Source organism: Pseudothioglobus sp. nBUS_23 (assembly GCF_051201565.1).
Lineage (GTDB): Bacteria > Pseudomonadota > Gammaproteobacteria > PS1 > Pseudothioglobaceae > Pseudothioglobus.
The window spans coordinates 1,233,041-1,245,936 of the sequence record NZ_CP179200.1; the positions used below are offsets into that span (position 1 = coordinate 1,233,041).

Here is a 12,896-nt window from a genome sequence, read left to right on the forward strand (position 1 = left end):
GACACTAAGCTAAAAATTTTTAATTTTACTTGCCATATCAAAAGATATAAGCTTAATTAGGGCTCTAATAATCATAAAAACTCCATTAGTGCTTCACTTTAATTTATATTGAGAAGTGTATAATTCGACTCTTTCTTGTGATTCTAGAATAATAATTAAATCTTCTGCAATGATATTAGATCAAATTCAAACTCCAGTTGATATAAAAAACCTGAGCATCGATGAGCTAAATACTCTTGCTGAGGAAATTAAAGTTTTTTTAATTGAAAGTATTGAAAAAACTGGAGGTCATCTAAGCTCAAATCTTGGAACAATTGAATTAACCTTGGCGATGCATTATGTTTTTGATAGCCCAAATGATACTTTTGTATGGGATGTTGGACACCAAGCCTACACTCATAAAGTTCTAACTGGAAGAAAAAGTATGATGTCTACACTGAGGCAAAAAGACGGTTTATCAGGCTTTACAAAAAGAAGTGAGAGCGAGCATGACGTCTTTGGCGCAGGACACTCATCTACCTCCATAAGTGCTGCCTTAGGAATTGCTTTTGCAAATAAACTCAATGATAACTCAGATACCTCTATTGCAATTATTGGTGATGGTGCACTCACTGGTGGCATGTCATTTGAGGCACTGAACCATGCAGGTGATACGGATACTAATCTATTAATCATTCTTAATGATAATGATATGTCAATCTCCAAGAATGTTGGGGCTCTCAGTAAATACTTAACGAGACTGATTTCAGGAAAGATCTACTCAACAATGAAATCTAAATCACTTGAATTTTTAGAGCGCTTGCCTCGCATTCAAAAATTTGCGAAGCGTTCAGAAGAGCATTTAAAAGGGATGATTCTTCCAGGAACTCTTTTTGAAGAATTAGGTGTAGACTACTTTGGGCCAATTGATGGACATGACATATCAATCTTAATCAAGACTTTAGAAAACTTAAAGAATCTTAAAAAACCTAGAATCCTTCATATCATTACAAAGAAGGGTCATGGTCTAGAAGAGGCTGAAGAGAATCCACTGAAATTTCATGGCATATCTCCACCTTCAGTGTCAACAAATAATTTCCCAAGCTATAGCAGTGTTTTTGGAAGATGGCTTTGTAATTCTGCCAAAGTTGATGAAAAAATCATAGGCATAACTCCAGCAATGTCAGAAGGATCAGGAATGGTTGAATTTGCCAATGAATTTCCTGAGCGCTTTGTTGATGTTGCAATTGCAGAACAACACGCAGTAACTTTGGCAGGTGGAATGGCTGCAAAGGGACTAAAACCGATAGTTGCAATCTATTCAACCTTTTTGCAACGAGGTTATGATCAGTTCATTCATGATATTGCACTGCAAAATTTAAATGTTACTTTTGCTATAGACAGAGCTGGACTTGTAGGGGCTGATGGAGCGACTCATGCTGGAATTTTTGATTTGAGTTTCTTGAGATGTATACCCAATATTACTATCATCGCTCCGAGTTCATCAATTGAAATGTATAAAGCTCTTAATTTTGCAAACCGCTTAGAAGGACCGGTTTGTGTAAGATTTCCAAGAGGAAAGTCCAGTGTGGAAGACTTTGTTACTGACTCTGGATTTGAGTTAGGCAAAGGCGAAATTGTACGAACGGGACAAGATACTTCCATTTTTGCTTTTGGAAATATGCTCGAAGCCGCCATTGAAGCTTCAGAGAAGATTAATGCAACTGTTGTGGATATGAGGTTTGTAAAGCCATTAGATGAAGAGTTGATACTAAAAATTGCAAATCAGTCTAAAACTCTCATTTCTATAGAAGACAATACTTTAAATGGTGGAGCTGGAAGCGCCATCAATGAGCTATTACAAAAAAATAACATTAAAACAAACCTTCATATACTGGGTGTTCCTGACAAAGTTACCGATCACGGGACACAATCTGAACTTTATGAACTATATGGTTTGACTGCAGAGAGAATTATTGAGGTCTCAAAGAACTAATGAGAGAAACACTAAAAAAATACAGTCCAAAACCTGAAAATATTAATCTTGGCTGGTTTAATAAACATTTAACGAATCCTGAAATTTGGAAATGGAATAAAAAAACGATTTCAAGGGCGTTTGCTATTGGACTTTTTTTTGCATTTATTCCGCTTCCAATGCATACTTTACTTGTGGCAATTTTCGCAGTATTTTTTTCCGCAAACATTCTTCTCTCAGTTCTTGTGGTTTGGATTAATAACCCAATTACAATGGTTCCTTTTTATTTCTTTACTTATAAATTAGGTGCCTCCATTATGGGTATTGAAATGGACCCAGAGTTTGAATTTACATTTTCATACATTATGCAAAATTTTGGAAATGCTACGTTAGCATTTTGGGTTGGCGGACTAATTACATCGACCATTACTGCGGTTGCAGGTTATTACTCAATTATAGCTATCTACAAATATAAAGCATTCAAGAGGGTTAGACGTTGGAAATAGGTATTCGCCTTCTAATTTGCATTTCAAGAGTATCAACTAAAGATTCGTTATTGACCTTACTGTGAGTTTTGCCATCTATATACAATAAGTTCGGTGAACCGCCAGTAAGTCCCACACTGACCTCTTTAGCCTCTCCAGGGCCATTGACTACGCATCCAATCACAGCTACATCAATTGATTCAGTAACATCCTCAAGGCGGGACTCTAGCTCATTAACTACAGAAATGACATCAAATTTTTGTCTAGAGCATGAAGGACAAGCAATTAAGTTCACACCTTTTTTTCTTAAGTGGAGTGATTTTAAAATATCAAAACCAACTTTAACCTCATTCACAGGATCCGATGCGAGCGATACGCGAATTGTATCTCCTATACCTTCACTTAATAACATACCCATTCCAATTGAAGATTTAACAGCACCCGATCGAAAAGATCCAGCCTCAGTAATACCTAAATGAAGTGGATTGTCAATTTGCGAAGCAAGTTGGCGATAAGCAAATACTGTCATAAAAACTTCAGATGCCTTTAGTGACACTTTGAAATTATCAAAATTCAACCTATTTAAAATATCAATGTGCCTAAAGGCTGACTCTACCATTGCTTCAGGAGTCGGCTCAGTATATTTCTTCTGCAAATCTTTCTCAAGAGACCCTGCGTTAACTCCTACTCTGATAGGAATCCCATTATCTTTTGCAGATGCAACAACCTCTCTAACTCGATCTTCTTTACCAATATTTCCAGGGTTAATTCTCAGACAATCAGAACCGTATTCTGCCACTTTCAAAGCTATTTTGTAATCAAAATGAATGTCAGTAATTAATGGCAAGTTGACAGATTTTTTAATTTTTTTAAAGGCTTCAGCAGCCTCCATAGTTGGTATTGACACCCTGACTATGTCAGCACCAGCCTCTTCAAGGGAAATTATTTGAGCGACAGTAGAATCAACATCGCAAGTATCTGTATTTGTCATGCTTTGTACACTAATCGGAGCATCTCCACCTATGGCAACATCACCGACAAATATCTGCCTAGAAACTCGTCTTTTAATTTTGTGTATTTGCTTCATAATTGCTTACAACCTCATCTAGACTCTCTACATTACTCTCTATTAATTTGGGAGCAATTGGCTCGTTAGAGTCTTCAACAACTTTTTTTTCATCTTCAACATATTCAGGGGGCTTACTGATGATAATTGTGCTTGATTTACTTTCACTTAAATCTAAATTCTGAAGATAATACCACAGACTGATTAGAGCCAAGAAAAACAATAAGAGTCCGATTAATTTTCCAAAAGATCTTTTTTTCTTTTTTGGGTAGTAATCAATTCCGTCCAACATTTCTTCTACTCTTGTCTATTACTTTTCCAGCCAGTTGACCGCATGCAGCATCCACGTCATCACCTCTGGTTCTTCTTGTAGTTGTGCGAATACCTGATCGGTGCAGGATATCTTGAAATTTATCTATAGATTTATTATTGGACGTTTTATATTGAGTTTCTGGAAATGGATTGAAAGGAATCAAATTCACTTTAGCTGATTCTCGATCAAACCAAAAGTTCAACAGCTTTGAAAGTGTTTTAGCATTTTCTACAGAATCATTTACATTTTCTAACATCACATATTCAAAAAGAATATGCCTCTCCTGAGACCCAGCATTCAGATAATAATGGCACGCTTTCATTAATTCTTTTATTGGGTATTTCTTATTTATTGGAACCAGTATATCTCTTAATTCATCTTCAGGTGCATGCAAAGAAATAGCTAGACTAACTGGAACTGTATCCGACATTCTTAGAAGTGCAGGAACAATTCCTGAGGACGAGACCGTAACTCGTCTTCTTGATAGTCCAAAAGCCCAATCATCTAATAGAATCTGACAAGCATCGTAAACAGGTGATTCATTTAATAATGGCTCCCCCATTCCCATAAAAACTACATTAGAGATGCGTTTATTTTCTTGAGCTAAATAATTTTTAGCAACTAAAACCTGACCAATAATCTCATGAGTTTTTAGGTTCCTGTTAAAGCCTTGATGCCCTGTTGAGCAAAAAGTACACGCAAGTGAGCAGCCAACTTGTGAAGAAATACAAAGAGTTCCTCTTTCTTTTTGAGGAATATAAACGGTCTCAATATGATTATTTTCACCAAGCTTTATGACCCATTTGACAACCCCATCCTTTGAATTATTTGTTGAAATAACTTCAGGCAAATCTAGAGAGGCTATTGAGTCAAGCTTATCTCTAAGGGCCTTTGAAAAGTTATGCATATCACCAAAGTTATAAACCCCTTGGTGATAGATCCATTGCATAATTTGTTTTGTACGAAAGGGCTTTTCACTCAAGTCTGAAAAAAAATCCTTAAACTTACTTTGAGTTAGTCCGAGTAAGTTTTGTTTTTCTAACATGAGGATGATCTAATATCTATCGCGTTCTAGGGCAGACACCCTTATCACCAAAGAAATAGGCAATCTCTATGGCTGCATTTTCCAATGAGTCTGAACCATGAACAGCATTTTCATCTAAAGACTCTGCAAAATCTGCTCTAATAGTTCCTGCATCAGCCTCTTTTGGATTTGTTGCACCCATGATCTCACGATGCTTTGCAACAGCATTTTCACCTTCTAAAACTTGAACCATTACAGGGCCTGAAGTCATAAAAGTCATTAGGTCATTAAAGAAAGGTCTGTCCTTATGAACAGCATAAAAACCTCCAGCCATTTCTTGATCTAAATGTATCATTTTAGATGCCACAATTCTAAATCCAGCATTTTCAAATCTTGAGTAAATTTGACCGATGACATTTTTAGCTACGGCGTCTGGCTTAATTATTGATAAAGTTTGCTCCATGGACAATCTCCAATTATTTAAAAAGCCGGTATTTTACCATGCAGATAGTTATTTCAACGGTTTATGCAGAGATGAGTCGACAAATTCAAAGTCAAAATATTTTATAAATTTTTTCTTCTACGATAGTTATCAAATTTATCGTAGACTTTAAAGTAAGCACTCGCAATTGGAAGAAACCAAGGAGAACCATAATAATATGGGCGAGTCTGTAATGATGTGCTCTCGAATACAGTTACTTTTTTATCTGGCTCTAGAATCTTTAATGCTGCCATGTGACCTAGGTAAGGAGCCATAGCTACACCATTGCCACAATAGCCCATTGCAGAATATATTCCATCATAACACCCCAAGTTAGGAATCATACTAAAACTAAAGCCAGTAAAACCTGTCCAGCAGTGACTTATATCAACTCCATCCAACTCAGGAAAAATCTCAGATAATGTTTTTTTAAGTATTGGAAGTGCTTTTTCAGCTGGCATGGAATGCATAGCTGCTCTTGTTCCAATCATTATCCTTTTTCCGCATGGAGTTGGCCGATAATAACAATAGCGCTTTCTTGTTTCTACTATGCAATGACCTCCTGGTATTAATGAGTTTACTCTGTCTACTCCAATCTCTTCGGTAGTTATAATAAAGCTAGGTACTGGCAAGATTCTTCTAGATAAATATTTTGAAAGAGAAGATCGAGTGTATCCGTTGGTTGCTATCAAAACATCCTTACAACTTATGAATTCATTTGCAACGGAAACAACAAAGCCAGCTCCTTGATTCCCTGATAATGGAGTGATTTGATTTACTGGCATATTTCCAAAAACCTTTGCGCCAGATTGTATGGCCAGCTCATAGAGACCATAATGAAACTTTCGAGGCTGGACTGAGCCATGGTCTTCATAATACTGACCTCCAAAATATAACTCAGTTTTAATTGATTCAGACATTGTCGAAGAATCAATCATTTTAGAATTAAAATTATCAATAGCTTTTAATTTTTTTAGATTCTCAGACATGCTTAATTGATCCTGAGGCACCCATGATGTCCTTAATCGCCCACAAATCTGAAGATCACAATCAATATTGTTTGCTTGAATTAAATTTGTAGTAAAAGCGAGAGACGCATTTGCTTCTTTATGGATTTGTCCAGCAACATCTATTCCATATTTTTCTTCTGCCTGTTGTGGTGAAACTTTATGTCCTGATCCCAACATCCCACCATTTCTTGTGCTTGCACCAAAACCTAACTCAACTGAGTCAAAAACAACAACTGAAACTCCAGATTTTGCTAAAGTAATTGCCGCACTTAAACCAGTAAATCCTGCACCAACAATTACTACATCTGCATTCTTTGGCATACTGTTACTCTCTAGATAGTGTGGCTGCCCTTCCCACCAATAAGGAGTGAATTTAGTCATAAATTTAAAAATAGCTAATTTAAAAAAAAGTATATCAACCTTAAATAACTTTATTTATTTTTCTTTAAGTTATTTCGAAGAATTAAAACTTTAAGTATTATTAACGCTAATCACTTTGAAGCGATAAACATATGAAAGAGAAACTATTAAACACTCCTATAAGTTTTCCAAATACTCTCCCTGAGGGATACTACTATCTTGAAGATGAGCCCGCTTATGATTCAAATATTCATCTAGAGCTTGAACTCCCTAAAAAATCTTTCTCTCTTTCTGACTTAGGATATACCAAAGATGAGATAGAAAAGTGTCCTACAAGTTTTGGTGTTTCTGGTATCGCAAGGCTTTTGTCAGATGAAGGAGTTAGAGTTTTAATGCAGACTGCACAATCACTCAGAAAATTTTCTTCGAGTGGGGGAGAGAGGATTCAATATTTACTTCGTGGGTGTGTATATCGATCTAGATTTTTAAGGGACTTATGCTTGTGTCCGAAAGTGAGTGAATTCTTATCTGAGATCTATGGTATTCCAGTAGCGCCTCACTCTGTACCCCTTCATCTTGGGCACTTTAACTTTGCCCCAGACGACCTGAGTCGTGCAGTTGACAAGTGGCATACTGATACTATTGGACTTGATTATGTGATGATGGTATCTGACCCAAATAAACAGATTGGGGGTCAATTTCAGTATTTCCTTGGCACAAAGAAAGAGGCTCAAGAGATTAAAGACAGCAATCAATCTATGCCAGAAGACAGGATTATTAGTCCTCATTTCCCTGGGCCCGGCTATATTATTGTATTACAAGGAAATATGGTGGTTCATAGAGGTGCTAAACTAAAAGAGCCTTATGATAGAGTAACAATGGTTAATGCCTATGTTCCATTGGGATTAGACTCAAGCGATCCATCAAGATTTTCTGATGTTAAAACCGTTGACCCTCATCAGCTACTATTTCCGGAATGGGCTCGTCACAAAGCCTGGTTATCCCGCGGCAAATTAAATCGTCTTATTGAAGAGCTACCTTTCACTGATGACAAAGACCTAATTATTAGTGAACTAAAAAATGCGATCAGCGATGTTGAAACTGCAATCAGCGATCTCTCTGAAAGTGGCTCTGGTGAACAAAATTTTTATGGAGATTTAGAACAATAAATTTTGCTAGTAATTATTTATTGATGAATCATTTTCATTTGGACAAAAAAAAGGCGCAAACAGCGCCTTTTTCAAAGAAACAATATAACTTAATTAGTTACATGCATCTTTCAATGCTTTACCAGCTTTGAAGGCTGCCACATTAGAAGCTTTAATCTGAATAGTTGCTCCAGTTTGTGGGTTACGGCCAGTGCGAGCTGCACGGCTTCTAACTACAAAGCTACCGAATCCAGTAAGCTGAACTCCATCACCACTAGCCATCGCTGAAGTGATTGCGCCTGTAGTGGCGTTTAGTGCTCTAGCAGCATCTGCTTTAGATAAATTTGCACCTGAAGCGATTGCATCAATTAATTCTGATTTATTCATTTTAATTCTCTCCAATAAAAGTTTGTTAAAAAAAAAGATAGAGCGGAAGAGGTAACTTTTACACCTATTTCAGGAGGAAAGAATCAAAAGAAACCATCTGCCTCCAACGCTGTACCTAATGTTTATTGTACTATCAAAATAATGCTATTTGAAAAATAATTTAAAAAAAATATAATAATTTATCGATTACTTTCCTTTAGAGCTCTAGCTTTGTCTAATTTCCAATCTCTTTCCTTAATATCTTGTCTCTTGTCATGAGATTTTTTACCCTTAGCAACTCCAATTTCTAACTTAACCTTGCCTCTAGCCCAATACAATTTTAAAGGAACAACTGTAGCTCCTTTTTGCGTAATCTTTTCTCGAAGTCTGTTGATTTCAAGCTTATTAAGAAGGAGCTTTCTAGTCCTAATTGGATCACAATCTACATGACTTGATGCAGACCTTAATGGCGAAATATGTGCACCAAATAGAAAGAGTTCATTATTTTTATAAATCACATAACTCTCTTTTATCTGAACTTTATTCTCCCTCAAGCTTTTAACTTCCCAGCCAAGCAAACTAAGGCCAGCCTCGAGACTTTGTTCGATAAAATAGTCATGCCTTGCTTTTTTATTCAAGGCAATAGTATTTGAATTATCTTTTTTATTTTTTGCCATGCATCGTATTTCAAAAAGTGCAATAGTTCCATACTCACCCCAGCAAATGTTTGAGCTGGTCAATAACATTAATGACTACTCAAATTTCCTCAACTGGTGTGACTCTTCATCTATTTTAAATGAAACTGGCAATCAAGTTACTGCCTCGGTTGAGATAAATAAAAGTGGATTCAAGCAAACCTTCACTACTAATAATACATTGATGCCTTTTGAATCGATAAAGATGCAACTACTTGATGGACCATTTGATGAGCTCTTCGGAGAATGGCGCTTTGAAAGTCTTGGGGATAGTGCAGCAAAGGTTTATTTAGATCTTGAGTTTAGTTTCAAATCTAGAATTGCTGATATGACAATGTCTCCATTATTTAAAAGTATTGCAAATTCACAGTTAGATGCATTTGTGGAGAGGGCAAAACAAATTTATGGCTAAGGTCGTCGCCTTCAATAAACCTTTTGGAGTTATATGTCAGTTTAGTGGTGAAGGAGATACTTTAGCTAATTACATAAATATTCCAAACATATATCCAGTAGGAAGATTAGACAAAGACTCTGAGGGGCTTGTCATATTAACTAATGATGGCAAGCTTCAAAATAAAATTTCTAATCCAAAAAGTAATAAAACTAAAACCTACCTTGTTCAGCTGGATGGAGATATAACCAAAGAGGCGATAAATGATCTTAAAGCTGGAGTTGTACTAAAAGATGGGTTAACAAAACCCGCTTTTGTAAAAAAAATACATCAGCCTGAATGGCTCTGGGATAGAACGCCCCCAGTTCGAAAAAGGATACTCATTCCCACATCTTGGATTGAAATCTCTATCACTGAAGGTAGAAATAGACAGGTTCGTAGAATGACAGCAAATGTTGGGTTTCCAACATTACGATTAATAAGAATACAAATCGATAAATGGAAACTAGCAAGCATTAAGGTGGGCTCCTATGTCTCTCTTTAAAGACTCATATTATGCACTAACCTGCGATGATCCAAATGAGAAGGTACTGCTAACTAAAAAACTAATCAAATACCAAAAAAAGGAAATAGGGCCGACATGTGAAGTAAAGAAAATACTATCTCCTGGGCGCCCATTAAAGCCAAAATTAGTCAGCTTCAATGGCGCTCCTAAAAGAGACAAGTCAGATCTTGGCATGATTAAAAATATTCATGCCATTTGTCATATTGAATTTAATGCAATTAATTTAGCTCTTGATGCGATTTACAGATTCCAAAACATGCCTCATCAATACTATCTTGACTGGATTAAGGTGGCAACTGAAGAGTCATATCACTTTTCACTTCTTAAAGAACATTTAGAGCAGCTTGACTATCATTATGGAGACTTTGATGCGCACAATGGATTATGGCAAATGTCCATAGATACGGACTATGATGTATTAGCAAGAATGGCTCTTGTTCCAAGGGTTTTAGAAGCGAGAGGGTTAGATGTAACTCCTAGCATTAGAAAAAAATTTAGTGGATCAAAATTCACTAGAATGGTTCACATATTGGATATTATCTTTGAAGATGAGATCGGGCATGTAAAGATTGGTAATTATTGGTATAGGTATCTATGCAACAAGAGAGGTATTGATCCAGTCCAAACATTTGATGAACTTATAAAAAAACACATTGGATCAAATTTGAGAGGTCCATTCAATATCGAAGCAAGGCTACTTTCAGATTTTAGTCGAGATGAATTAGAATATTTAGAGCACCCTGAGCGACTTGAACTTAACCAATCTCATCCATAGCTTGATTCGCTAAAAGATCTGCCATATCGTTTCCAGGATCATCGCTATGGCCTTTTACCCAGTGCCAGTTGACATGATATTTTTTATTGAGAACGTCTAATTGCTTCCAAAGTTCAACATTTTTGACTGGCTTTTTATTTGCAGTTCTCCAGTCTTTTGATTTCCACCCCTTAATCCACTCATTGATCCCCTGAATCACATATTTCGAGTCAGTATATAAGTCAACAGAAATGTCGCTTGATTTAAGAGCCTCCAAGGCCTTAATGGCTGCAGTAAGCTCCATTTTATTGTTCGTAGTATTCTGCTCAGCTCCTTTGAGCTTTTTATCATGATCTTTGTATCGAAGCCACACGCCCCATCCACCCACGCCAGGGTTTCCTCGGCAACCACCATCTGTATAAATTACAATCTTATCCACAAGCTAGTTATCTAAATTAATCTGAAACCAATATTCAAGAAGTGCTAAGTGCCATAATCTTGAGCCATTTAACGCGGTCATATATTCTCTCGGTGAGTCAATTACCTTTTGAATGTATTGCTCATCAAAAACTCCCCTACTCCTGCAAGCGCTTGACAAGAGTATATCAGACATAAATTCTAGGAATTCTCCTTGAATATACTTAAGAGCTGGCATTGGGAAATAACCTTTTTTTCGGTCAATCACTGACTTTGGTAATAGACTTCTTGATATTTTCTTTAGTGGATACTTGCCTTCCTCTCTCATTTTCAATGAAGGGGGTATACTTAATGCCCACTCAACTAGCTCCGTATCCATAAAGGGTACTCTAGCCTCAAGGCCCCATGCCATTGTCATATTATCAACTCGCTTCACTGGATCATCAACTATCAGACGAGTCATATCTGTCCTGAATACCTTATCAATAAAAGAGTCGGTCCCGGGCTTGGAAAACTCCTTATTGAGCCAATTATGCGTATGATTTTCACCGCGATATTTAGATGCTACTGTTTTTAAGTATTCTTTATGGGGCCTATCAACATAGTGTTTTGAAAAACGATCTATCTCATTCCCATGTTCATCTGCCATTCTGGGATACCAAAAATAACCTGCAAAAGCTTCGTCAGCACCTTGACCAGAAAGAACAACTTTGGTGTGTTTTGAGACCTGCTCTGAGAGCAAATAAAATGCAACTGCATCTTGACCAACCATTGGCTCAGCCATATTTAATACTGCCTCAGACAACCTTGGAAGGACCTCTTGATTGCTCACTTTGTATTTCTTATGTTCTGTTTTAAATCTAGATACAATTTGATCTGAGTATTCAAACTCACTGCCAGCCTCATCATCAATATCTTCAAAACCAATGGAGAAGGTTCTAATTCTTTCATGTCCAGCCTCTTTAAGGAGTGCAACAATTAAGGACGAATCAAGACCACCAGAAAGAAGAACACCAATTGGGACATCAGAGGCATTCATTCTTTTAGTGACTGCAGCAGTCAATAGTTCATGAGTTCTCTCGATATATTCCTCATTACTAACCTCGCGATCTGGTCTCTTAGCATTTGGGCTCCAGTATGTTTTTTCTTGGATTTGACCATCAGATTTCAGAATCATATAGCTTCCGGGCTTTAGCTTTTGAATGCCCTTAATGATTGTATTTGGTGCTGGCACGACTCCATGAAGAGATAGCTGTTGTTGAAGTGCAATAGGATTGACACTCCTATCAATTTCTTGTGTTAAAAGAGCCTGTGAATTTGATGCAAAAGTAAATGCTTTTGAAGTAGAGTTAAAGTAGAGTGGCTTGATACCCATTCTATCCCTAGCAACAAATAATTTTTTATTAGTATGCTCCCAAATAGCAAAAGCAAACATACCATCTAAATGCTCCAGACAGTTTTCACCCCAGAAGTGGTATGCCTTGATAATAACCTCAGTGTCTGAATGAGAGAAAAAATTATAGCCCTTCTTTAATAATTGTGCTCGAAGTGACTTGTAGTTATATATTGTTCCATTAAAGACAAGGGTAAGTTCAAGCTTGTCATCAACCATTGGCTGAGAACCATAGCTAGATAAATCAATAATGCTCAATCGTTGATGTCCAAAACCAATGTGCTGAGCACTCCATTGTCCACTTGAATCAGGGCCTCGTCTTGCTAGCTTTGACATCATTTTATCGAGTGACTCTGATGAGACTTCTTTTCCATCAAATCGAAACTGACCACAGATACCACACATAAAATTAGCCCTAAAGTTAAAATTTAAAATAAATGCATTACTCAAAATAGAGATATTTGATAACTATTT

15 protein-coding genes are annotated in these 12,896 nt (G+C 36.7%); 6 read left to right on the forward strand and 9 right to left on the reverse strand.

Annotated elements, in window-relative coordinates:
* The first annotated feature begins 169 nt into the window (after nt 1-169).
* Both dxs and ACMAZA_RS06305 read left to right on the forward strand, forming a co-directional pair.
* The gene (gene dxs, locus ACMAZA_RS06300; RefSeq protein WP_435187966.1) at nt 170-1,975 is read left to right on the forward strand and encodes a 1-deoxy-D-xylulose-5-phosphate synthase; all 1,806 of its coding nucleotides are present in this window, start codon (nt 170-172) and stop codon (nt 1,973-1,975) included.
* Entirely contained in the window at nt 1,975-2,460 is a 486-nt protein-coding gene (locus ACMAZA_RS06305; protein WP_435187968.1) for a DUF2062 domain-containing protein, read from the forward strand. The genes dxs and ACMAZA_RS06305 overlap by 1 nt, the downstream gene beginning before the upstream one ends.
* On the opposite strand, the gene ispG is transcribed toward ACMAZA_RS06305, so the two are convergent.
* The 5 genes from ispG to ACMAZA_RS06330 all read right to left on the reverse strand — a co-directional run bounded on the left by ispG (nt 2,444) and on the right by ACMAZA_RS06330 (nt 6,714).
* Nucleotides 2,444-3,526 carry a flavodoxin-dependent (E)-4-hydroxy-3-methylbut-2-enyl-diphosphate synthase gene (gene ispG, locus ACMAZA_RS06310; protein WP_435187970.1) on the reverse strand — a complete coding sequence of 361 codons (1,083 nt, stop codon included), beginning with the start codon at nt 3,524-3,526 and terminating at the stop codon, nt 2,444-2,446. The two genes, ACMAZA_RS06305 and ispG, sit on opposite strands and share 17 nt — an antisense overlap.
* Nucleotides 3,504-3,797: a hypothetical protein gene (locus ACMAZA_RS06315; RefSeq protein WP_435187972.1), complete on the reverse strand. Its 294-nt coding sequence runs from the start codon at nt 3,795-3,797 to the stop codon at nt 3,504-3,506. Before ACMAZA_RS06315 ends, ispG begins: the two co-directional genes overlap by 23 nt.
* Nucleotides 3,781-4,863, reverse strand: coding sequence for a 23S rRNA (adenine(2503)-C(2))-methyltransferase RlmN (gene rlmN / locus ACMAZA_RS06320; protein ID WP_435187974.1), 1,083 nt, complete (start codon nt 4,861-4,863; stop codon nt 3,781-3,783). The genes ACMAZA_RS06315 and rlmN overlap by 17 nt, the downstream gene beginning before the upstream one ends.
* Before the next feature lie 16 nt (nt 4,864-4,879).
* A complete protein-coding gene (gene ndk, locus ACMAZA_RS06325; RefSeq protein ID WP_435187975.1) occupies nt 4,880-5,305 on the reverse strand; it encodes a nucleoside-diphosphate kinase in 426 nt (141 codons plus the stop codon).
* 101 nt (nt 5,306-5,406) lie between these two features.
* On the reverse strand, nt 5,407-6,714 hold the full coding sequence (locus ACMAZA_RS06330) for an NAD(P)/FAD-dependent oxidoreductase (RefSeq protein ID WP_435187977.1): 1,308 nt from the start codon (nt 6,712-6,714) through the stop codon (nt 5,407-5,409).
* 131 nt (nt 6,715-6,845) lie between these two features.
* Here ACMAZA_RS06330 and ACMAZA_RS06335 point away from each other — a divergent pair, with 131 nt between their 5' ends.
* Entirely contained in the window at nt 6,846-7,862 is a 1,017-nt protein-coding gene (locus ACMAZA_RS06335; protein ID WP_435187979.1) for a hypothetical protein, read from the forward strand.
* A gap of 93 nt (nt 7,863-7,955) precedes the next feature.
* Here ACMAZA_RS06335 and ACMAZA_RS06340 read toward each other — a convergent pair whose 3' ends face one another.
* A complete protein-coding gene (locus ACMAZA_RS06340) occupies nt 7,956-8,228 on the reverse strand; it encodes an HU family DNA-binding protein (protein ID WP_026364982.1) in 273 nt (90 codons plus the stop codon).
* Nucleotides 8,229-8,407: 179 nt separating this feature from the next.
* Nucleotides 8,408-8,884 (reverse strand): SsrA-binding protein SmpB, encoded by a 477-nt coding sequence (gene smpB / locus ACMAZA_RS06345; protein WP_435187982.1) that lies wholly within the window; start codon nt 8,882-8,884, stop codon nt 8,408-8,410.
* Here smpB and ACMAZA_RS06350 point away from each other — a divergent pair.
* Genes ACMAZA_RS06350 through ACMAZA_RS06360 form a run of 3 tightly spaced genes read left to right on the forward strand, consistent with a single transcriptional unit; the run spans nt 8,883 to nt 10,633 of the window.
* Nucleotides 8,883-9,314, forward strand: coding sequence for a type II toxin-antitoxin system RatA family toxin (locus ACMAZA_RS06350; RefSeq protein ID WP_435187984.1), 432 nt, complete (start codon nt 8,883-8,885; stop codon nt 9,312-9,314). The two genes, smpB and ACMAZA_RS06350, sit on opposite strands and share 2 nt — an antisense overlap.
* Entirely contained in the window at nt 9,307-9,837 is a 531-nt protein-coding gene (locus tag ACMAZA_RS06355; protein WP_435187986.1) for a pseudouridine synthase, read from the forward strand. Before ACMAZA_RS06350 ends, ACMAZA_RS06355 begins: the two co-directional genes overlap by 8 nt.
* Nucleotides 9,824-10,633 (forward strand): ferritin-like domain-containing protein, encoded by an 810-nt coding sequence (locus ACMAZA_RS06360; protein WP_435187988.1) that lies wholly within the window; start codon nt 9,824-9,826, stop codon nt 10,631-10,633. Before ACMAZA_RS06355 ends, ACMAZA_RS06360 begins: the two co-directional genes overlap by 14 nt.
* Here ACMAZA_RS06360 and rnhA read toward each other — a convergent pair.
* Nucleotides 10,614-11,051 (reverse strand): ribonuclease HI, encoded by a 438-nt coding sequence (gene rnhA, locus ACMAZA_RS06365; protein WP_435187990.1) that lies wholly within the window; start codon nt 11,049-11,051, stop codon nt 10,614-10,616. The genes ACMAZA_RS06360 and rnhA overlap by 20 nt on opposite strands.
* 3 nt (nt 11,052-11,054) lie before the next feature.
* Complete coding sequence (locus ACMAZA_RS06370) at nt 11,055-12,827, reverse strand: N-acetylglutaminylglutamine amidotransferase (protein ID WP_435187992.1); 1,773 nt, start codon at nt 12,825-12,827, stop codon at nt 11,055-11,057.
* Nucleotides 12,828-12,896: the final 69 nt, after the last annotated feature.